This window comes from Saccharomonospora sp. NPDC046836 (genome assembly GCF_040645195.1).
In the GTDB taxonomy this organism is placed as follows: Bacteria; Actinomycetota; Actinomycetes; order Mycobacteriales; family Pseudonocardiaceae; genus Prauserella_A.
The window spans coordinates 134,266-154,636 of the sequence record NZ_JBEYXW010000002.1; the positions used below are offsets into that span (position 1 = coordinate 134,266).

The following is a 20,371-nucleotide window of genomic DNA, read 5'->3' on the forward strand; positions in this document are numbered from 1 at the left end:
TCGTCAGGACCGGTTGGCCTGGTCGGCGAACACGCGGACCGCGTCGTTGACGGCGGCGCGGCGGGCGGCACGGACGGCGTCTGCCAGTGGTCGCAACGCGTCGGCCCGCTGGTTGGCGGCTGATGCGGACAGGGCGCCGCCCGGCTCGTCGGCATGGGCCAGCGCGAGGATGGCGCCGATCTCCTCGGCACGCTGCAGGACGCGCAGCGCCCGGCCTGGCGTGCCCGCAGGCCAGGCCGGTGCCGGGGTCGCTTTCAGCCTCGCCGACAGCTCGGCGCGCACGCCGGGGCGGTCGCGTGCCACATCGAGTGCCTGCAACGCGCCGGCGCTGTCCCGGATCGCGTCGGTGAGGTTGTGCTCTGCTTCGGCGATCCCGAGGTACTCCGGGGGCGTCACGCTCGCCATCCGGTACACCGTCCAGCGGACCAGTCCCTCGGCAATCGCCTGTGGCACCACGCCGTAGCCCAGTCCGGCCAACGCGACGGCTTCGCCCGTGCGCAGCGCGGCCTCGGTGAACGGCCCACCGCCACCGAGGCCCCGGACATCGCCGGGCACGGGGAGCACGAGCAGCGCGTCGGTCACGCCGAGGCGGCGCAGCGCGGCGAGCAGCTGGGCGGGCGTTGCGGGAACGTCACCGGTCACCGGCAGCCCGAACGCCTCGGCCGCGTTCTGCTCGGCGGCAACCACTTCATGCGCCTCACCCCAGGCCAGCAGGGCATCGAGCGCGTTGTCGGAAGCGGCGGCGCCGTGCAGCCACGCCGAGGACCAGACGGCAAGGGTCGCACTGGGACAGCACACAGAGATCGAGAGTACCGGGGGTGGAGTTGGTCCACGTCGACGTGGGGCACGAGCGGCGCTAGCGTCGTGAACGTGACTCTGTCTCCACCCGAAGACCTGCCCCGTACCGTGGGCGAACTGCGCGCCGCTGGATACCAGGCGCGCAGTGTCAGGACCGAGATCCACGACAACCTGCTCGCCGCGCTGCGCGACGGCACCGATCCGTGGCCCGGCATCGTCGGCTTCTCCCGCACGGTGCTGCCGCAGTTCGAACGCGCGTTGCTCGCCGGGCACGACGTGGTCCTGCTCGGCGAACGCGGCCAGGGCAAGACCCGCCTGCTGCGCACACTCGCCGGCCTGCTCGACGAGTGGACCCCCGCCATCGCCGGATCCGAGCTGGCCGAGCACCCACTCGAACCCATCACGCCGGTATCCCGTCGCCGCGCCGCCGAACTCGGCGACGAGCTGCCGGTGACGTGGTTGCACCGCAGCGAGCGCTACACCGAGAAGCTCGCCACGCCGGACACCTCGGTCGGTGACCTCATCGGTGACGTCGACCCCGTCAAGGTGGCGGAGGGGCGTAGCCTCGGCGACCCCGAGACCATCCACTTCGGACTCGTGCCGCGCGCGCACCGCGGGATCGTCGCGATCAACGAGCTGCCCGACCTCGCCGAGCGCATCCAGGTGGCGCTGCTCAACGTCATGGAGGAGCGCGACATCCAGGTTCGCGGCTACACGTTGCGGCTCCCGCTGGACGTGCTGCTCGTCGCGACCGCGAACCCCGAGGACTACACCAACCGCGGCCGGATCATCACCCCGCTCAAGGACCGTTTCGGCGCCGAGATCCGCACCCACTACCCGCTGGACGTCGCTGCCGAGGTGGGCGTGGTGAAGCAGGAGGCGCGGCTGGTGGCGGAGGTCGGCGAGCCGCTGCTGGAGGTGCTGGCCCGGTTCGTGCGCAACCTGCGTGAGTCCACGGTCGTGGACCAGCGTTCCGGTGTCTCCGCGAGGTTCGCCGTGGCGGCCGCCGAGACGGTCGCCGCGGCCGCTCTGCGGCGGGCCGCCCTCACCGGTGAGCAGCCGGCCGTGGCCAGGCCCGTCGACCTGGAGGCCGTACCGGCCGTGCTCCGCGGCAAGATCGAGTTCGAGCCCGGTGAGGAGGGCAGGGAGACCGAGCACCTGGTGCACCTGTTGCGCCGTGCGATCGCCGAGACGGCGCGGGAACGTTTCGCCGGGTTGAACTTGCGGCCGCTCGCCGAGGCCGTCGCCGACGGGCATCTCGTCGCGACCGGGGAGCGCGTGCCCGGCACCGATGTGCTCGCGGCGTTGCCGGAGCTGCCCGTGCTGCACGAGGTGGCCCAGCGGGCCGGAGTGGCCCCGGACGACCCGCCCGGTCGCATCGCCTCGGCCGTCGAGCTGGCGCTGGAATCGCTGTACCTGGCACGCAGGCTCGCCAAGGACGCCGACGACTCGACGACGGTGTACGGGCCGTGAGTGCCCAGCCCGAGCACTACTCCTACGGTCCGTACCACGACGGGCCCGATCCGCTCGCGCCGCCGACGGACCTGCGTGACGCGGTGGACGAGATCGGCCGCGACGTGATGTCCGGCTCCTCCCCACGCTCGGCACTGGAGGAGCTCCTGCGCCGTGGTACGCCTCGAACCGCGGGGTTGGACGAGCTGACCCGGCGGGTGTGGCAGCGCCGCTCCGAGATCCAGCGCAGGCACCGGCTCGACGGCACGCTGCAGGAGGTACGGCGGCTGCTCGACGAGGCGCTCGACGCGGAACGCCGCGCGCTGTTTCCCGACCCCTCCGACGAGGCCCGGCTGCGCGAGGCGGAGCTCGACGCGCTGCCGCCGGGCACGGCCGCGGCGGTGCGTGAGCTCGCCGGCTACGAATGGACCTCCGAGCAGGGCAGGGAGAACTACGAGCGGATCCGGGAGCTGCTGGGCCAGGAGCTGCTGGAGTCGCGCTTCGAGGGGATGAAGGACGCACTGCGAGCCACCACACCCGAGGACGTCGAGCGCGTCAACCAGATGCTGTCCGACCTCAATGCACTGCTGTCCGCGCACGCACAGGGCTTCGGCGATATCGACGAGCGGTTCGCCGAGTTCATCCGCCGCCACGGCGAGTTCTTCCCCGAGAACCCTGCCAACGTCGAGGAGCTCATCGACGTGCTCGCGGCGCGGGCGGCCGCGGCGCAACGGATGCTGAACTCGATGACGGCCGAGCAGCGCGCCGAACTCGGGCAGCTGGCGCAGCAGGCCTTCGGTGACCCCCGCCTCGCCCAGCAACTGTCCACACTGGACGCTCAGCTGCGTGGTCTGCGACCGGGTGAGGACTGGACGTCCTCGGCTCGCTTCCGCGGCAACGATCCGCTCGGCCTCGGCGAGGGGGCGCAGGCGATGACCGACCTCGCCGAGCTGGACGCGCTCGCCGAGCAGCTGTCCCAGTCCTATCCCGGCGCGCGGCTGGAGGACATCGACCTGGAGGCCCTCGAACGGCAGGTCGGCGCTGACGCAGGCGTGGACGCGCGCAGGCTCGCCGAGCTGGAGCGGGAACTGCGCGCGCAGGGCCTGTTCGAGCGTGCGCCCGACGGTTCACTGCGGCTGTCGCCGAAGGCGTTGCGGCGGCTGGGCGAGACGGCGCTGGCCGACGTGGTGCGCTCCCTGCGTGGCCGCACCGGCGACCGGGACACCGCCTCGGCCGGGGCGGCGGGCGAGCCGGACGGCTCCACCCGGCCGTGGGAGTTCGGCGACACCCAGCCGTGGGCGGTCTCGCGCACGGTCCGCAACGCGGTGCTGCGCACGGCCGCACACGGCGGCGGGCCGATCCGGCTCGATGTGTCCGATGTGGAGGTCGTGGAGACGGAGAACCGAGCCCGGGCCGCCGTCGCGCTGTGTGTGGACACGTCGTGGTCGATGGTCCAGGAGGGCAGGTGGCTGCCGATGAAGCGCACTGCGCTGGCCCTGCATCAGCTGATCTCCACGCGCTTTCGCAACGACGCGCTGCAGCTGATCACCTTCGGCCGCTACGCCGCGTCGGTGGAGCTGGCCGAGCTGATCGGCCTCGACGGCGCCTGGGAGCAGGGCACGAACGCCCACCACGCGCTGTTGCTGGCCGGGCGGCACCTGCGCCGCCATCCGGACGCGCAGCCCGTGGTGCTCATGGTGACCGACGGTGAGCCGACGGCCCACCTCGAACAGGACGGGATCGCCGAGTTCGACTACCCGCCGAGCCCGCGCACACTGCAGCGGACTTTGTCCGAAGTGGACCGGCTGGCCAAGCTGGGGGCCGCGCTCACCGTCTTCCGGCTCGGCGACGACCCCCGGCTGGCCGCGTTCGTCGATCTGCTCGCCCGGCGCGCGGGCGGGCGGGTACTGGCACCGGATCTGGACGGGCTCGGCGCCGCGGTGGTGGGCGACTACCTCCGCAGCAGGCGTTCGTAGCGCGGGGTCAGGGCGCCTGCACCAGCCCGGTGCCGACGTCGGTCGACGGTACGGCCAGCCGCAGCGCCGACTGGCCGAGCCGCGCCCACAGCTCCCAGGACCGTGCTCCGTGCTGCTGGGCGAGCAGCGCCGCCACGCCCGCGACGTGCGGTGTGGCCATGCTGGTGCCGCTGATCGTGGTGTAGCGCTCGGGCAGCGTCCAGCTGGAGTAGACGTCGACGCCCGGTCCGACGATGTCGACGGCGGCGTTGCTGTCCACCGACCCGCAGGAGAAACCGGCGACCTCGTGCCGGACGTCGACCGCGCCGACGGCCATGATCGACGGGCAGTTCGCGGGGTGCCCGACCGGCGCGATGTGGCCGTCCTCGCGGCGGCTCTCGTTGCCCGCGGCCGCGATGATCAGCGCGCCCTGCTGGATCGCCCGGCGGGCGGCGGTCTCGAAGATCTGCGAATACGGGTCGCCGACCTGGGTGGCGGCACCGAGCGACATCGACACGACGGCGCAGCGGTTGCTGATCGCCCACTGAATACCGGCGAGGATGCCGCCGTCGGTGCCCGAGCCGTCGTTGCCGAGCACCTTGCCCGCGTAGATCTCGGCCTCGTAGGCGACGCCGTAGCCGGGACCCTGTTCCGGGGTACGCGGGCCGCAGGCCGTGCCGACGCAGTGCGTGCCGTGGCCGTGGGCGTCCTCGACGCTCTCGCCGTCGACGAACGAGCTGGTGACGAGCGCACGGCCGGCGAGGTCCGGATGACCGGTCACCACACCGGTGTCCAGCACGGCCACCCGGATTCCGGCGCCGGTCGCGGTGCTGTCCGGCGCACCGAGTGCCTGCAGGCCCCAAGTGAACGCGGTCTCGTCAGCGGCCTCCTCCGGCGCGGGGGCGGGCGCGGTGTAGGCCTGTACAAGGCGTTCCGGCTCGATCATGGCGAGCGGACCGGGCTCGGCGCAGGCGCGGGCCAGTGCGTCGGCCTGTTCGGGAGCCGCGGTGACCACCGCGACCCCGAGTTCGTGCAGCAGTAGCCCATCGACAGCGGCGGGCAGGCTCAACCCGGTGGCGCCGAGCAGATCGGCGGTGTTCGCGGTGTCCAGCCCCGCGACCCGGCGGATCTCCCGGACCGCCGCGGCGGCGGAGTCCTCCTCGAGTAGTACGAGATACCGGCCGGTCGTGCCCTGCGCGCCAGTCGTCATGGCCGCCACCTTCTTCAGTTGGGGAAGGGGAAAGCCGCCATGTTACGAGTCATGTGCGCTGGGTGACAACAACCTTCGCCCCGCGTGCCGGGACCATGGTGATGTTGCGTGCCCTCGCCGGTTCGGGCCGGGCGCGATCGGGGGCCAGGTCGTACCGCGACAGGACGGCCTGCAGCACCGTGGTCCCCTCCAGCAGCGAGAAACCCGCGCCGAGGCAGCGGCGAACCCCACCGCCGAACGGGAACCAGGTACCCGGCGCGGGGCCGCCGTCGAGGAAGCGCTGGGGGCGGAAGGCACCGGGGTCGGGATGGTGTGCCGGATCGGCCTGCACGAGCCCGATCGAGGGCATCACCGTGTGCCCCGCCGGAATGCGGTACCCGCCGATCTCGACGTCTCTGGTCAGTTTGCGCGTGACCTCCAAGATCACCGGGTGCAGCCGCATCGCCTCCTTGACGACCGCCTCGAGATACTTCTCGTCCCCGGCGTCGGCCGCGCGCGTGGCCTCGGTGAGCTGGCCCCGGTCACGGGCGAGGTCGTGGAAGGCCCAGGCGAGTGCGGTCGCCGTCGTCTCGTGCCCGGCCAGCAGGAGCGTGATGAGCTGGTCGCGCAGTTCGACGTCGGTGAGCCGGTCGTCCTCGGCGGGGACGGTGAGCAGCCGTGACAGCACGTCCTGGCGGCTGTCCAGGTCGGTGGCGCGGCGCCGCTCGGCGATCTCGGCGTAGAGCAGTTCGTCGGCCCGGCGCCGGGTGTGGGCGTAGCGCTTCCACGGGCCGAAGCGCTCCAGCCTGGGGTTGTACCAGCCCAGGAGTTCGATCGGTCCGACGTCGGCGATCCGGCGCAGTAGCCGCCGCAGCGCCACCAGCCGCGGCCCATCGGTGACCCCGAAGACGACCTGCAGGATGATCTCCAGCGTCAGCGCCTGCATGCGCGTGTGCACGGAGAACGGTGTGCCGGTGGGCCAGCGCCGGACCTCGCGGTCGGTCAGCTCCGCGACCAGGGCCCGGTAGCCGCGCAGGGCCGCGCCGTTGAACGCGGGCATGAGCAGTTTGCGTGCCCTGAGGTGCTCGTCCTCGTCGGTGAGCAGGACCGAGTGCACACCCATCGCGGGCTCGAGGATCACATTGCCCTCGCCTGCGTGGAACACCGTGGCGGGTCCGCTGAACACCTCGCGGATGTGGTCGATGTCGGCGAGCTGCACGACGTCGCGATCGGGGTAGATCCGCAGCCGCACGACGTCGCCGTAGCGGCGCCGCAACCGCGGCAGCCACAGGTGCCGGAACGAGCCGAACAGCACGGTCTGCAGACCCAGCGGAAGACGGGGCCCGGGTGGTGGAGTGCTGGCGGTGAGGTCGTCGAGGCGTACTCCGGTCGGGGCGCTCTCGGACGTCATGCATGCTCCTTTGCCGACCGTCTACCCGACCGAGTTATACGCCCGTATAAACCGCGTGTCCATCTGGTCACCAACCGTGAACAGCCTGTCGTCTGGGGCACCGGGACGATCTCCTGAGTGCAGTGCGCAGACTGCTGTTGTCCTCCTGATGTGGTCGGCATCCTTCCCACCAGGCGGGAAAGCAGGGGAGACGCACGCATAGGGTTGAGGCATGCAGACTTGGTCTTCGGTGGCCGTGCCCCGTATCCCTGGAACACCCCGCCCGTTGCGGCTGCACGACACCGCGACCGGTCAGCTGCGGCCCACGGCGCCGGGACCCGTCGCCAGGATGTACGTCTGCGGCATCACGCCCTACGACGCGACCCACCTCGGCCACGCGGCGACCTACCTGGCCTTCGACCTGGTGCACCGGCTGTGGCTCGACGCCGGTCACGAGGTGCACTACGTGCAGAACGTCACCGACATCGACGATCCGCTGCTGGAGCGGGCCGAGCGCGACCAGGACGACTGGGTGGTGCTCGGGATGCGCGAGACCGCGTTGTTCCGCGAGGACATGGAGGCGCTGCGGGTGCTGCCGCCGCGGGACTACATCGGTGCGGTGGAGACGATCCCGGAGATCGTCGAGGCCATCGGCAAGCTGCTGGCCCACGGCGCCGCCTACCGAGTGGACGATCCGCAGTACCCCGACGTGTACTTCGACCGTTCCTACACAGGTCGTTTCGGGTACGAGTCGGGCTACGACGAGGCCACGATGGCGACTCTGTTCGCCGAGCGCGGCGGCGATCCGGACCGGCCAGGCAAGCGCGATCCGCTCGACGCGCTGCTGTGGCGTGCCGCCCGGCCGGACGAGCCGGCGTGGGACTCGGAGCTCGGCCCCGGCAGGCCCGGCTGGCACATCGAGTGCAGCGCGATCGCGCTCAACCGGCTCGGGACGGGTTTCGATGTGCAGGGCGGCGGTTCGGATCTGGCCTTCCCGCACCACGAGTTCAGTGCCGCCCATGCCGAGGCGCTGGCCGGCGGGCACCCGTTCGCCCGGCATTACGTGCACGCCGGCATGATCGGTCTCGGCGGCGAGAAGATGTCCAAGTCCAAGGGCAACCTGGTGTTCGTCTCGCGCCTGCGGGCCGACGGCGTCGACCCCGCGGCGATCCGGCTGGCCCTGTTCGCGGGGCACTACCGCAGTGACAGGCCGTGGACCGGCGCCCTGCTCACCGAGGCGCAGGCGCGGCTGGAGCGCTGGCGCGAGGCCGTGTCGCTGACTGCCGGCCCCGAGGCGGACAGCGTCGTGGCGCGGCTGCGCGACCACCTCACCGACGACCTCGACACGCCCAGGGCGCTGGCCACCGTCGACGCCTGGGTCACCGAGGCGCTGCGGCGGGACGGCACCGACAACGCCGCCCCCGCACTCATCCGCACCACCACGGACGCTTTACTCGGCGTAGCCCTGTAGCGGTGGGCTAACTACCGTGGTCGGCGTGCCGAACCTGTACGCCACCAGCGACCTGCACGTCACCCACCAGGGCAACGAACACTGGCTCGACGCGATCCGCCCCGCCACGCCGGAGGACTGGCTGCTCGTGGCCGGTGACGTGGCCGAGCGCATGTCCGCGGTGATCGAGACGCTGGAGCGGCTTCGGGAGCGCTTCGCCACCGTGGTCTGGGTGCCCGGCAACCACGAGCTGTGGACCACGGCCAGGGACCCGGACCAGCACCGTGGCCAGGACCGCTACGAGGAGCTGGTGCGGCGCTGCCAGTCGATCGGCGTGCTCACCCCGGAGGACGACTTCCCGGTGTGGCAGCACGCGGCGCGGCCGTTGACGATCGCGCCGCTGTTCCTGCTCTACGACTACAGCTGGCGTACACCGGCCGCGGAGGGGCGGCCGTTCGCGGAGGCGATGGAGCAGGCCAGGGCGGCCGGTGTGGTCTGCACCGACGAGTTCCTGCTGCACGCCGACCCCCATGCCAGCCGAGCCGAGTGGTGTGCGGCGCGGCGCGAGCTGACCGAGAAGCGGCTGGCCGGCATTCCCGCCGAGCACGGCACGGTCCTGCTGTCGCACTGGCCGCTGCACCGCCACCCGACCGAGCCGCTGCGGTACCCGGAGTTCGTGATGTGGTGCGGCACGCAGGAGACCGCCGACTGGCACGTGCGCTACCGCGCCGAGGTCGCCGTGTACGGCCACCTGCACATCCCGCGCACCACCTACCGTGATGGTGTCCGCTTCGAGGAGGTGTCGCTGGGCTACCCGCGCGAATGGCGCAGCCGCGCACGCGGCGGGGTGCCGATGCGGCGCATCCTCACCACAGACGGCCAGGAGGCGGCAGCGCGGTGATCACGGCGGCCGTCGAAGCCAGGCCACTGCCGGCGTGACGAGCACCAGCAACGCTGCGGGGATGGCGAAACCGAGCGCCGCGCTGATGTCGTAGGGCACGATGAACACCGCCGGTGCCGCCGCCATCCCGAGGAAGCGCATCGCCTGGACCACCGAGATCGCTCCGCCGCGGCCGCGCTCGGTGCTGGAGAGCACGGTCGTGTTGACGGCCACGAGCACCAGTTGCGCGCACACCCCGCCCAGCGCCCAGCTCACCGCCACCACAGGCAGTGACTCGACCAGCCCGACCGCCAGGAGCAGGACGGCACCGGCGAGCAGTCCGGTGGCCGCCGCCAGCCGGGAGCCGTAGCGGTCGGCCACGGCCCCCACCAGCCGCGCGGTCAGGAACCCGGCGACCCCGAACCCGGTGAGGACCAGCCCACGTAGCCCGGACCCCAGCCCGAACGCGTCCTCCAGCCGGAACGCGACGAGGAACGACATGCCCGCCAGGCAGGCCCAGCCCACGAGACCGATGAGACCGGGCGCGAGGATCGAGCGGCGCCACGCATCACGCAGCCGGGCGGGCCGGTCCCGGCTCGCCCGGCTGTCCGGCGGGAGCCTGCAGGCTGCGAGCACGGCCGCCACCAGCGCGATACCCACGAACGCCCAGCGCCACGACAGCTCCGCCGCCAGGCCGCCGACCAGCGGGGCGGACGTCTGCCCGACGGCCTGCATGGAGCCGAACAGCCCCAGCGCGCGCCCGAGCCGCTCGGTCGGCGTGCCCGCGGCGAGCTTGGCCATCAGCAACGGCGTGGTGAAGGCGTTCGCACAACCCTGCACGCCCCTGGTGACCTGGAACAGCCAGAACCACGGCGCCAGCGCGGAACAGATCGCCGCCACCGCGTACACCACATAGGCGATGCGGATCGTGCGGGCGGGTCCCCAGCGCTCACCCAGCGTGCCCGACACCAGCATGACGCCGGCGAAGGGCAGCAGGTAGGACGTCAACGACGACGCCGCGACCCCGGTCGACACGGTGAAACTCGCCGACAGCTCCGGCAGGATCGCCGCGACGACGCCCCCACCGAACGGTCCGAGGAGGGCCCCGACGTACAGCGCGACGCGGTTGACCCGCGGCGCGCCCGCGGATCGGCTCAGTGACCCGGTGCGCCGGGGCCACCGGGACGCCTGCGGCGCAGGTAGCGCTCGAACTCGGCGGCGATCTTGTCACCGCTGGCCTCGTCGAGGGTGATCTCGGCGTCGCCGCGTTCCTCGAGGGTGCGCACGTAGTCGCTGATCTCGTCGTCCTCGTCGGCCATCTCGGTGACCGTCCGCTGCCACTCCTCTGCCTGTTCGGGAAGGGCGCCAAGCGGGATCTCGATGTCGAGCACGTCCTCGAGCTTGTGCAGCAGCGCCAGCGTCGCCTTGGGCGATGGCGGGTGTGAGACGTAGTGCGGGACGGCGGCCCACACCGACACCGCCGGGATCCCAGCCTGCACGCACATGTCCTGGAGCACGCCGGTGATACCGGTCGGCCCCTCGTAGCGGCTGCGTTCCAGGCCGAACCGCGCGGCTGCCTCCGCGTCGTAGGCCGTCCCGGTCACGGGCACCGGGCGGGTGTGCGGCGTGTCGGCCAGCAGCGCCCCCAACGTCACCACCGTGGACACGCCGAGCTGCTCGATGTGCTCCAGCAGCTCAGCGCAGAACGCGCGCCAGCGCATGTTCGGCTCAGGACCTTGCACCAGCACGATGTCCCGGTCGAACCCTTCCGGGCGGCAGATGGCGAGCCTCGTGGTGGGCCACTCGACCCGGCGCGTGACCCCGTCCACCAAGCGGACGGTGGGTCTGCTCACCTGGAAGTCGTAGTAGTCGTCCGGATCCAGCTCGGTGAGCGGCTTGGCGTCCCAGTTCAGCTGCAGGTGCTCCAGAGCCGTGCTCGCGGCGTCCCCCGCGTCGTTCCAGCCTTCGAAGGCGAAAACGGCGACAGGGCCCTTCGTGATCGGTTCTTCACTCACCGTCAAACACCTTGGCCTGGGCGTTTTGTGCCAATCGTTCGTTCCAGCCTTCGAAAGCGCAGATCATGACCGGTTTCGGCTGAGGTCGGCCGGCTGTTGGTTCGTCGAAGGGCTTACTCACACAGTCAGCCTACGGCCCGACCCCTTCCCGCGGAGACCGTAGGCTGTTAGCCATGCCCACCCCTTTCTCCTCGCCGTTGCTGGACGCGCTGTCGACCCGGGTCGTGGTGGCCGACGGCGCCATGGGAACCGCACTTCAGGCGCATGATCTGACGCTGGACGACTTCGCGGGACTGGAGGGCTGCAACGAGATCCTGAACGTGACCCGGCCGGACGTGGTGCGTGGGGTGCACCGCGGGTATCTCGCGGCGGGGGCGGACGCGATCGAGACCAACACGTTCGGGGCGAACCTCGCCAACCTGGCGGAGTACGACATCGCCGACCGGATCTTCGAGCTGGCCGAGGCCGGTGCGCGCCTGGCGCGGGAGACCGCGGACGAGTTCGCCACGAGCGAGCGGCCGCGTTTCGTGCTGGGCTCGGTTGGCCCCGGCACGAAGCTGCCGACGCTGGGGCATGCGCCGTTCGCCACGCTGCGGGAGGCCTATGCCGAGGAGGTGCGGGGCCTGCTGGCCGGGGGCGCGGACGCGGTGATCGTCGAGACCACCCAGGACATCCTGCAGACCAAGGCGTCGATCATCGGCGCGCATCGGGCCATGGCGGCCGAGGGCAGGCGGGTCCCGGTCATCGCCTCGATCACGGTCGAGACCACGGGCACGATGCTGCTGGGCACCGAGGTCGGTGCCGCGCTGACCGCGCTGGAGCCGCTGGGGATTGACCTGATCGGGTTGAACTGCGCGACCGGTCCCGCGGAGATGAGCGAGCACCTGCGGACGCTGTCCAAGACGGCGCGGGTGCCGCTGTCGGTCATGCCGAACGCGGGGCTGCCGGAGCTGGGCCCGAACGGCGCCGTCTACCCGCTGGGGCCGGAAGGCCTCGCGGAGGCGCTGTCGGGCTTCGTGACGGAGTTCGGCGTCGGTCTCGTCGGCGGCTGCTGCGGCACCACCGACGAGCACATCCGCCTGCTGGCGGAGGTGGTGCGGGACCTGCCGGCGACGCCTCGGCGGCCACGGCCGGAGGCCGGGGTGTCGTCGTTGTATCAGCAGGTGCCGTTCGAACAGGACGCGAGCGTGCTGATGGTCGGCGAGCGCACCAACGCCAACGGGTCGAAGAAGTTCCGCGAGGCAATGCTCGAGGGGCGCTACGAGGACTGCGTCGAGATCGCCAGGGAGCAGACCCGCGACGGTGCGCACCTGCTGGATCTGTGCGTGGACTACGTCGGCCGCGACGGGGCGGTGGACATGGCCGAGCTGGCCGGGCGGCTGGCGACGGCCTCCACACTGCCGATCATGCTCGACTCGACCGAGCCGGCGGTGCTGCAGGCCGGTCTGGAACACCTCGGCGGCAGATGCGTCGTCAACAGCGTCAACTACGAGGACGGCGACGGGCCGGACTCGCGGTTCGCCAGGATCATGCGGCTGGTGGCCGAGCACGGCGCCGCCGTCGTCGTGATGTGCATCGACGAGGAAGGCCAGGCCCGCACGGCCGATTGGAAGGTCCGCGTCGCCTCCCGCACCATCGACGACCTCGTCGCCAACTGGGGGATGCGGGTCGAGGACATCATCGTCGACTGCCTGACCTTCCCGATCACCACCGGCCAGGAGGAGACCCGGCGCGACGGGCTGGAGACGATCGGGGCGATCCGGGAGCTCACGCGACGCTATCCACAGGTGCAGACCACGCTGGGTGTCTCGAACGTGTCCTTCGGGCTCAACGCGGCGGCCCGGCAGGTGCTCAACTCGGTGTTCCTGCACGAATGCGTGGAGGCCGGGCTGACGACGGCGATCGTGCACGCGTCGAAGATCCTGCCGATGGCCCGGATCCCCGACGAGCAGCGCGAGGTCGCACTGGACCTGGTCTACGACCGCCGCCGGGACGGCTACGACCCGCTGCAGCGGCTGATGGAGCTGTTCGAAGGCGTCTCGGCGGCGTCGAGCAAGGCCTCCCGTGCCGAGGAGCTCGCGGCGCTGCCGCTGTTCGAACGGCTGGAGCGGCGGATCGTCGACGGTGAGCGTGCCGGCCTCGAGGACGACCTGCTGGCCGCGTTGGAGACCAAGCCCGCGCTGGAGATCATCAACGAGACGCTGCTGTCGGGCATGAAGACGGTGGGGGAGCTGTTCGGGTCCGGCCAGATGCAGCTGCCGTTCGTGCTGCAGTCGGCCGAGGTGATGAAGGCAGCGGTGGCCTACCTCGAGCCCCACATGGAGAAGGACGACTCCGACGGCAAGGGGCGGATCGTGCTGGCCACCGTGAAGGGCGACGTGCACGACATCGGCAAGAACCTCGTGGACATCATCCTGTCCAACAACGGCTACGACGTGGTCAACCTCGGCATCAAGCAGCCGATCACCACGATCCTGGAGAGCGCGGCCGAGCAGCGGGCGGACGCGATCGGGATGTCCGGGCTGCTGGTGAAGTCCACGGTGATCATGAAAGAGAACCTGGAGGAGATGAACTCCCGTGGCGTGGCGGACCGGTGGCCCGTGCTGCTCGGCGGTGCGGCGCTGACTCGCTCGTACGTGGAGACCGATCTCACCGAGATCTACCACGGCGATGTCCACTACGCCAGGGACGCGTTCGAAGGTCTGCACCTGATGGACACCATCATGGCCGCCAAGCGTGGCGAGGCCCCCGCGGTCGACCCGGAGGCGGAGGCCAAGCGCGCCGAGCGCAAGGCGCGGCGGGAGCGGTCGCTGCGCATTGCCGATGCGCGCCGCGCCCGGCAGGAGCCGGAGGAGGTCCCGGCCCGCTCCGACGTGGCGACCGATGTGCCGCTGCCGGTCCCGCCTTTCTGGGGGACACGGGTGGTCAAGGGCATCCCCGTGGCCGACTACGCCGCCTACCTCGACGAGCGGGCGACGTTCCTGGGGCAGTGGGGCCTGCGAGGCAGCCGCGGCGGGCAGGGCCCGACCTATGAGGAGCTGGTCGAGACCGAGGGCAGGCCGCGGCTGCGCTACTGGCTGGACCAGCTGACCACGCAGGGTGTCCTGGCCCACGCCGGCGTGGTCTACGGGTACTTCCCCGCCGTTGCCGAGGGCGACGATCTCGTGGTGCTCACCGAGCCCCGGCCGGACGCGCCTGAGCGGTGCCGGTTCACGTTCCCCCGCCAGAAGCGCGACCGGCACCTGTGCCTCGCCGACTTCTACCGGCCGCGTGAGCAGGCGCTCGCCGCCGGGGAGGTGGACGTTCTGCCGCTGACACTGGTCACCATGGGGCAGCCCATTGCCGAGTACGCCGGCGAGCTGTTCACCCGCAACGCCTACCGGGACTACCTGGAGGTCCACGGGCTGGGCGTGCAGCTCACCGAAGCACTCGCCGAGTACTGGCACCGCCGCGTCCGCCAGGAACTGCACTTCAGCTCCGGCGGAGTGGTCGCGGACGAGGACCCCGCCGCCATCGAGGACTACTTCCGGCTCGGCTACCGCGGCGCCCGGTTCTCCCTCGGCTACGGCGCCTGTCCCGACCTGGAGGACCGCACCAAGATCGTCGACCTGCTCGAATCCGAGCGGCTCGGCGTGAAGCTGTCCGAGGAGTTCCAGCTCCACCCCGAGCAGTCCACCGACGCCATCGTCGCCCACCACCCAGCAGCGACTTACTTCAACACGTAGGAGTGAATGTGACCAGACCGTCCGCATTGGACGGACCTGCCGCCGTGCTGTGGGACATGGACGGCACACTCGTCGATTCCGAGAAGCTCTGGGACATCGTGCTGTACGAGGCGGCGACCTGGCTCGGCGGAACGCTGTTGCCGGAGCAACGGGCCTCGCTCGTCGGCGCGAACATGGAGACGACATCACGGTTTCTGCTCACCATCAGCGGTCACCCGGTGAGCGAGACGTGGATCGCCGAGGCGTCCGGGTGGATGCGGGAGCGCACCAGCATGCTGTTCTCCGACGAGCTGCCGTGGCGGCCGGGGGCCAGGGACGCGCTCGCCGCCATCAGCTCGGCAGGCATCGCCTGCGCGCTGGTCACGTCCACGGAGCGGTCGCTGACCGAGCTCGCGCTGAACACGATCGGCCGCGAGTTCTTCGACGTCACCGTGTGCGGCGACGAGGTGGATGGGCTGAACAAGCCGCATCCGGAGCCCTACCTGCGGGCTGCCCGCCTGCTGGGCGCCGAGCCGGCGGCGTGTGTGGCGGTGGAGGACTCGCCGGTGGGTGCGGAGTCGGCGTCCGCCGCCGGGTGCACGGTGCTGGTCGTTCCTGGTGACGTACCCGTGCAACCCGGGACCCGGCGGACGTTCCGGACCTCGCTCGTCGGTGTGGACGCGGTCATGGTCGGGGAGCTGGTGCGGGCGGCCTGAGGTGCCTGGTGACCGTCAGGGCACCAGCTCCGCCGGGATGTCTCCGTGTTTGGTGCCGACGAATGCCACGTAGTACAACGGCTCGCCGCGGACGTTGAGCCGGTGGCGGTATCGCTCCGATGCACGGACCTCGAGCAGGCCCTCCTTCTGGCACCGGCCGATCAGCTCCGCGAACCCCGATGTGTCGTCAGCGGAAAGGAACCGGTCCTTGATGGTGAATGTGATCCACCCACCGTCGCGGACGAAGTTGAACGCCGTGCGAAACGCCGCCGGGGGGATATCGGCGTAGCCGAGTGCGGCAACGCAGGACAGCGTGTCGAACCCCGCCGCGGCCAGCGTCCGGCTCTCCTGCTCGGACAGCGCGGTCATGTCCAGCACGTGGTAGGCGTCATACACTTCAGGGCGGTCCCGCAGGGCAGCGTCCCTGGCCTGCGGCAGGATGTCGATACCGGCGAGATGCCCGACACCGACGGCGCGCAGTTGCTCACCAACGAGCCCGTTTCCCGCACCGAGATCGAGCGCCCGGAGCGAGGATTCCGCGACCTGATCGCGCTGAACTTGTTCTTTCAGAAGTTTTCCGACGACATCGGGTGAACGGCAGTCGAGAATGTCGTGGAACAGCTGCTCATAGAGGCCGGGAATGGTGAAGATTCGAGCGTAGTCATGGAAACGGATCTCCTGCCACACACCGTCGAGCCGTACCGAACAGTACTCTGAGTCCTGATCTATTTGCTCCGCGTTGTCTGGCAATCTGATCTCGAGTTCGGTGTTGTTCATCGAAGGGTCACCGTTTTTTTCGGGTAGCCTTCTGTTCGCCATCCCACACCTTTCTGTTATGCCATCAGCACGCGGGGCCTCAATTCAGCAAAGTGGAATCCGGTGGCCAAGTCAACCGGCGCCCGGGTGCCGCGTGCGGCCGCGGCTGGCCCGCCCACGGGCGCGTCGCCGGCGGATGGAAGGATTCAGCGCGTGAAGACCTTCGATGAGCTGTACGCCGAGCTTGCCGAACGCGCCCGCACCCGTCCCGCAGGATCGGGGACGGTCGAGGCGCTGGACGCCGGGGTACACGCCCAGGGCAAGAAGGTACTGGAAGAGGCCGGTGAGGTCTGGATAGCGGCGGAGCACGAGTCCGATGAGCGGCTGGCCGAGGAGATCTCGCAGCTGCTGTACCGGGTGCAGGTTCTGATGCTGGGCCGGGGCGTCTCGCTCGAGGACGTCTACCGGTATCTGTGAGCAGGAAAGGGAACGTCATGCTGCGTGTCGCGGTGCCGAACAAGGGAGCGCTGGCAGGACCGGCCTCCGAGATGCTCGGTGAGGCCGGCTACCGGCAGCGACATGAGCAGCGTGACCTGACAGTGCTGGACCCGGCCAACGATGTCGAGTTCTTCTTCCTCCGCCCCAAGGACATCCCCATCTACGTGGGATCGGGTGAGCTCGATCTCGGCATCACCGGGCGCGACCTGGCGCTGGACTCCGGCGCACCGGTGGAGGAGACGCTGGCGCTCGGGTTCGGTGGCTCGACGTTCCGCTACGCCGCGCCGGCGGACCGGGAGTGGAAGCCCGCCGACCTGCACGGCAAGCGGCTGGCCACCTCGTACCCCAAGCTGGTGACCGACGACCTCGCGAAGCAGGGCATCGAGGCGGACGTGATCCGGCTCGACGGCGCGGTGGAGATCTCGGTGCAGCTCGGTGTCGCCGACGCGATCGCCGACGTCGTGGGCTCCGGCAGGACGCTGCGCCAGCACAGCCTGGTCGCTTTCGGCGAGCCGATCTGCGTGTCGGAGGCCGTGCTCGTGCACCGCGTCGGCAACGGTGACTCCAAGCCGATCGTGCAGCTGGCGGCCCGGTTGCAGGGCGTGGTGTTCGCCCAGCAGTACATGATGCTCGACTACGACTGCCCCCGGGAGCTGCTCGACCGCGCGGTGGCGATCACTCCCGGGCTGGAGTCGCCGACGGTCGCGCCGCTGGCGCACCCCGACTGGGTCGCCGTCCGGGCCATGGTGCCGCGCAAGCAGGTCAACGCGATCATGGACGAGCTGGCCGCGGTCGGCGCCCGCGCGATTCTCGCGTCGGACATCCGCTCCTGCCGCCTCTGAGAGCGCGTCAGCGGGGACGCGGGCGCTTGGGCAGCAGGTCGTAGAGCTTGCGGCGAGCACCGTTGTCGTTCGCGGCGCGGGTGTTCGACAGGTCGGCGATGAAGTCCTCGAACACGAACTCCGACTCGTCGGCAGGCAACGGAGCCGGCTGATGAGTCATCGTGTCCAGCGCGTGCGCGATCTGCCGGAACGCGACCGCCTGGATCGTCTCCGGGGCGAACGTGGTGACCGGCATTCCCCGCGCGGCGGCCTCGTTCATCACCACACCGAGCGGCACGTGGGCGAGCATCGGGATCCCGAACTGCTGCAACTCGTTGAGCGCTGCCACCGCGTACCCCGAGATCGGCCTGCGGTAGAGCCCGGGCACCAGCCCGAAGTAGGTGATGGGCGGGCGGTCCACCATCGACTCGACGTAGCGGATCTGGTCCTGCATCAGGCGCAGCGCGCGGATGCTGGTGCGATCCGGTTGCACCGGCACGAGGATGCCGTGTGTCGCGGCGAGCGCGTTGTTGGTGAGCACGTCCAGCGCCGGCGGGCAGTCGATGAGGACGTGGTCGTAGTTGGCGAACTGGATCACCCTGGCCAGCTGCCAGCCTGGCACCCGGAACTGGTCGAGCCTGCGCACCAGGTCGAACATGCCCGGTGACGTCGGGATCACGTCGAACGCGCCACCGGCGCCGATGTTGCTGCGCGTATGCGGCACCACCAGCTCCTCGACGGGCCCCCGCCACGTCTTCGTGAGTGCCTTCGCCAGGCTGGGTTGCTCCGCGGGTACCTCGGGCAGGCCGAGCAGTTCCGTGGTCGCGTGACCCTGTGGGTCGAGGTCGATGAGCAGCACGCGGCGCCCGCGTTCAGCGAGCGCGGCGGCGGCGCCGACACTGAGCGCGGTCTTGCCGACCCCGCCTTTCTGGTTGACCACCGAGGTGATCTGCACTGTGCGCCAGCTCCTGGATCTCGTGGTTTGGGAGCAGGTTAGTAGATCATCGCGGGATGCGCCCCGCGGTTTGCCGCGTGTCTCCTACCGCCTCCGTACGAGCAGGGCCTGCGCGCCGGTCGCGACCTGCCCGCTGGCGTCGTGCAACCGGCTGGTGGCCGTGCCGACACCGTGTGGCCCGATGATCGTGGCGGCGTCCAGACCAATCCACTCGCCGATCGGTTCGCGCTGGATGTGCACGGTCAGCTCCGAGTTGATGAACAGCCAGCTGCGGAGGTCCAGCTCGTTGGACGCGCCGTTGCCGGAGTCGGCGACGGCGAACAACCGCTGCAGCGGACTGGGCTTCTCACCGTCGACGAGCGCCACCCGCTGCCGCACCCACACCTGCGCCGGCCCCGTGCTCGCCACCGCACCCCCAATGGCCCGCCACTCCATGGCGCGCAGGTAGCCATTGCCCCAGTCGTCCGGCCAGTGCGCCTCGGGACAGTCCTCGGCAGGCGGTAGCGGCCCTGCCGACCCGACCGTGACCTCGGCGGTGTCCGATGTGGTGATCCGCCACGCCGAGGCCCGCGCCACCATGCGGTCGCCTGCCGTGAGCTCGGCCGAGAGCAGCTCGACCGAACGGCCAGGGCGCTCCAGCCGCGAACGGACCGAGAGCTCGGTGAGCGGAGCCGGGCCGAGTATCTCGACGGTCACCCTGGCCAGCAGGGTGTCCCGCTCGGCGGGAACGCCTTCCAGCGCACGTACCAGCAGCGCCGACGGTGGCCCGAAGTGCTGGGCGTCCGCCGACCACGGTCCGGACGTGTGCGGGGTGGGGTGGTAGCGCTCGTCGCCGAGCGGACGGTAGAAGGCATCGGTCACGGCGTGTCCCCGTTCTGCAACCTCGCGAGCGCGGTCAGTCGGCGCGATCGAGAGCGGATTCCTCCCCGCCATCGGGCTCCGGCCAGCCAGGATAGTCCGGGGGAGTCCCACCGAAGGACGGGCACAGCGCCTGGTGTGAGCACCAGCCGCACAGTTTGCTCGGGTTCGGCCGGAAGTCACCGGACTTACCTGCCCGCAGGATCGCCTGCCAGATCGCCTCCAGCGTTCGCTCGAAGCGAACCAGTTCCGGCTCGTCGGGGGTGTAGGCCAGCGCCTGCCCGTCGGTGAGGTACATGAGCTTGAGCTGCTGCGGCACCACGCCCCGCAGCCGCCACAGCACCACCGCGTAGAACTTCATCTGGAACATGGCCTTCGCCTCCCCGATCTCGCGTGGTGCGGCGCCGGTCTTGTAGTCCACCACCCGGATCGCACCGGTGGGCGCGACGTCGAGCCGGTCGATGTAGCCCCGCAGGACCACACCGGAGTCGAGCTCGGTCTCGACGTGCAGCTCGCAGGCCTCGGGCTCGAGTCGGTTCGGGTCCTCCAGGCCGAAGTAGGCGTCGACGAGGCGGCCTGCCGAGGTGAGCCACTCCTCGACCGCGGTCGCGTCCTCGCCCGCGAACAGGTCCGTCCATTCCGGACTTTCCTCGGACAGTTCCGACCAGGTCGGCTGCAGCAGTTCCTTGGCGCGCTCAGGAAGCCGTTCCCCACGGGGCAGCCCGAACAGCCGCTCCAGCACCGAATGCACGAGGGTGCCGCGGACCTGCGCCTTGGTCGGGACCTCCGGCAGCCGATCGACCGCCCGGAACCGGTAGAGCAGTGGGCACTGCTTGAAGTCGCTCGCCCGTGACGGGGACAGCGCGGGCCTGCGGACCGCGGCGGGATCCGGGGGAGAAGTGACGGTGGCTGTCTGCGTCGTGCCCTCTGCCAT

Annotated in this window: 18 protein-coding genes; 8 read left to right on the plus strand and 10 right to left on the minus strand. The window is 70.7% G+C overall.

The window, feature by feature from the left end:
* Positions 1 to 3 precede the first annotated feature (3 nt).
* Positions 4 to 798, minus strand: a complete 795-nt coding sequence (locus ABZ863_RS03640; RefSeq protein WP_358530740.1) for a hypothetical protein — start codon at positions 796 to 798, stop codon at positions 4 to 6.
* Positions 799 to 876: 78 nt separating this feature from the next.
* Here ABZ863_RS03640 and ABZ863_RS03645 point away from each other — a divergent pair, with 78 nt between their 5' ends.
* Both ABZ863_RS03645 and ABZ863_RS03650 read left to right on the plus strand, forming a co-directional pair.
* A complete protein-coding gene (locus tag ABZ863_RS03645; protein WP_358531232.1) occupies positions 877 to 2,271 on the plus strand; it encodes an ATP-binding protein in 1,395 nt (464 codons plus the stop codon).
* Positions 2,268 to 4,226 carry a VWA domain-containing protein gene (locus ABZ863_RS03650; protein ID WP_358530742.1) on the plus strand — a complete coding sequence of 653 codons (1,959 nt, stop codon included), beginning with the start codon at positions 2,268 to 2,270 and terminating at the stop codon, positions 4,224 to 4,226. Before ABZ863_RS03645 ends, ABZ863_RS03650 begins: the two co-directional genes overlap by 4 nt.
* A 7-nt stretch (positions 4,227 to 4,233) precedes the next feature.
* Here the strand turns inward: ABZ863_RS03650 and ABZ863_RS03655 are convergent, their stop codons facing one another.
* Both ABZ863_RS03655 and ABZ863_RS03660 read right to left on the minus strand, forming a co-directional pair.
* The gene (locus tag ABZ863_RS03655) at positions 4,234 to 5,415 is read right to left on the minus strand and encodes a S8 family serine peptidase (RefSeq protein ID WP_358530744.1); all 1,182 of its coding nucleotides are present in this window, start codon (positions 5,413 to 5,415) and stop codon (positions 4,234 to 4,236) included.
* A 49-nt stretch (positions 5,416 to 5,464) separates the two neighbouring features.
* Positions 5,465 to 6,805 carry a cytochrome P450 gene (locus tag ABZ863_RS03660; RefSeq protein WP_358530746.1) on the minus strand — a complete coding sequence of 447 codons (1,341 nt, stop codon included), beginning with the start codon at positions 6,803 to 6,805 and terminating at the stop codon, positions 5,465 to 5,467.
* A 211-nt stretch (positions 6,806 to 7,016) separates the two neighbouring features.
* Here ABZ863_RS03660 and mshC point away from each other — a divergent pair, with 211 nt between their 5' ends.
* Positions 7,017 to 8,255, plus strand: coding sequence for a cysteine--1-D-myo-inosityl 2-amino-2-deoxy-alpha-D-glucopyranoside ligase (mshC, locus tag ABZ863_RS03665; protein ID WP_358530748.1), 1,239 nt, complete (start codon positions 7,017 to 7,019; stop codon positions 8,253 to 8,255).
* 25 nt (positions 8,256 to 8,280) lie between these two features.
* The gene (locus ABZ863_RS03670; RefSeq protein ID WP_358530750.1) at positions 8,281 to 9,135 is read left to right on the plus strand and encodes a metallophosphoesterase; all 855 of its coding nucleotides are present in this window, start codon (positions 8,281 to 8,283) and stop codon (positions 9,133 to 9,135) included.
* Here the strand turns inward: ABZ863_RS03670 and ABZ863_RS03675 are convergent, their stop codons facing one another.
* The 3 genes from ABZ863_RS03675 to ABZ863_RS03685 are packed head-to-tail and all read right to left on the minus strand — an operon-like array spanning position 9,136 to position 11,250.
* Positions 9,136 to 10,272 (minus strand): MFS transporter, encoded by a 1,137-nt coding sequence (locus tag ABZ863_RS03675; protein ID WP_358531234.1) that lies wholly within the window; start codon positions 10,270 to 10,272, stop codon positions 9,136 to 9,138.
* Complete coding sequence (locus ABZ863_RS03680; RefSeq protein WP_358530751.1) at positions 10,269 to 11,129, minus strand: PAC2 family protein; 861 nt, start codon at positions 11,127 to 11,129, stop codon at positions 10,269 to 10,271. The genes ABZ863_RS03675 and ABZ863_RS03680 overlap by 4 nt, the downstream gene beginning before the upstream one ends.
* Complete coding sequence (locus tag ABZ863_RS03685) at positions 11,122 to 11,250, minus strand: hypothetical protein (protein ID WP_358530753.1); 129 nt, start codon at positions 11,248 to 11,250, stop codon at positions 11,122 to 11,124. The genes ABZ863_RS03680 and ABZ863_RS03685 overlap by 8 nt, the downstream gene beginning before the upstream one ends.
* A 52-nt stretch (positions 11,251 to 11,302) precedes the next feature.
* On the opposite strand from ABZ863_RS03685, the gene metH reads away from it, so the two are divergent.
* Together metH and ABZ863_RS03695 are read left to right on the plus strand one after the other, a co-directional pair.
* Complete coding sequence (metH, locus tag ABZ863_RS03690) at positions 11,303 to 14,854, plus strand: methionine synthase (RefSeq protein ID WP_358530755.1); 3,552 nt, start codon at positions 11,303 to 11,305, stop codon at positions 14,852 to 14,854.
* A gap of 8 nt (positions 14,855 to 14,862) precedes the next feature.
* Positions 14,863 to 15,549 (plus strand): HAD family phosphatase, encoded by a 687-nt coding sequence (locus ABZ863_RS03695; protein WP_358530757.1) that lies wholly within the window; start codon positions 14,863 to 14,865, stop codon positions 15,547 to 15,549.
* Between the two features lie 15 nt (positions 15,550 to 15,564).
* On the opposite strand, the gene ABZ863_RS03700 is transcribed toward ABZ863_RS03695, so the two are convergent.
* On the minus strand, positions 15,565 to 16,326 hold the full coding sequence (locus ABZ863_RS03700; RefSeq protein WP_358530759.1) for a class I SAM-dependent methyltransferase: 762 nt from the start codon (positions 16,324 to 16,326) through the stop codon (positions 15,565 to 15,567).
* Between the two features lie 192 nt (positions 16,327 to 16,518).
* Here ABZ863_RS03700 and ABZ863_RS03705 point away from each other — a divergent pair, with 192 nt between their 5' ends.
* Both ABZ863_RS03705 and hisG read left to right on the plus strand, forming a co-directional pair.
* Positions 16,519 to 16,782 carry a phosphoribosyl-ATP diphosphatase gene (locus ABZ863_RS03705; protein ID WP_358530760.1) on the plus strand — a complete coding sequence of 88 codons (264 nt, stop codon included), beginning with the start codon at positions 16,519 to 16,521 and terminating at the stop codon, positions 16,780 to 16,782.
* A 17-nt stretch (positions 16,783 to 16,799) separates the two neighbouring features.
* The gene (hisG, locus tag ABZ863_RS03710; protein WP_358531236.1) at positions 16,800 to 17,645 is read left to right on the plus strand and encodes an ATP phosphoribosyltransferase; all 846 of its coding nucleotides are present in this window, start codon (positions 16,800 to 16,802) and stop codon (positions 17,643 to 17,645) included.
* A 7-nt stretch (positions 17,646 to 17,652) separates the two neighbouring features.
* Here the strand turns inward: hisG and ABZ863_RS03715 are convergent, their stop codons facing one another.
* From ABZ863_RS03715 to ABZ863_RS03725, 3 genes are all read right to left on the minus strand, one after another.
* Positions 17,653 to 18,579: a ParA family protein gene (locus tag ABZ863_RS03715; protein WP_358530762.1), complete on the minus strand. Its 927-nt coding sequence runs from the start codon at positions 18,577 to 18,579 to the stop codon at positions 17,653 to 17,655.
* Between the two features lie 84 nt (positions 18,580 to 18,663).
* Positions 18,664 to 19,440: a thioesterase family protein gene (locus ABZ863_RS03720; protein ID WP_358530764.1), complete on the minus strand. Its 777-nt coding sequence runs from the start codon at positions 19,438 to 19,440 to the stop codon at positions 18,664 to 18,666.
* A gap of 34 nt (positions 19,441 to 19,474) precedes the next feature.
* Positions 19,475 to 20,371 (minus strand): RecB family exonuclease, encoded by an 897-nt coding sequence (locus tag ABZ863_RS03725; RefSeq protein ID WP_358530766.1) that lies wholly within the window; start codon positions 20,369 to 20,371, stop codon positions 19,475 to 19,477.

Bases quoted from the DNA above. Each gene is read 5' to 3' on its own strand.
- hisG (WP_358531236.1), top strand. From the start codon at position 16,800: ATGCTGCGTGTCGCGGTGCCGAACAAGGGAGCGCTGGCAGGACCGGCC.
- ABZ863_RS03660 (WP_358530746.1), bottom strand. From the start codon at position 6,805: ATGACGTCCGAGAGCGCCCCGACCGGAGTACGCCTCGACGACCTCACC.
- mshC (WP_358530748.1), top strand. From the start codon at position 7,017: ATGCAGACTTGGTCTTCGGTGGCCGTGCCCCGTATCCCTGGAACACCC.
- metH (WP_358530755.1), top strand. From the start codon at position 11,303: ATGCCCACCCCTTTCTCCTCGCCGTTGCTGGACGCGCTGTCGACCCGG.
- ABZ863_RS03700 (WP_358530759.1), bottom strand. From the start codon at position 16,326: ATGAACAACACCGAACTCGAGATCAGATTGCCAGACAACGCGGAGCAA.
- ABZ863_RS03725 (WP_358530766.1), bottom strand. From the start codon at position 20,371: ATGGCAGAGGGCACGACGCAGACAGCCACCGTCACTTCTCCCCCGGAT.
- ABZ863_RS03655 (WP_358530744.1), bottom strand. From the start codon at position 5,415: ATGACGACTGGCGCGCAGGGCACGACCGGCCGGTATCTCGTACTACTC.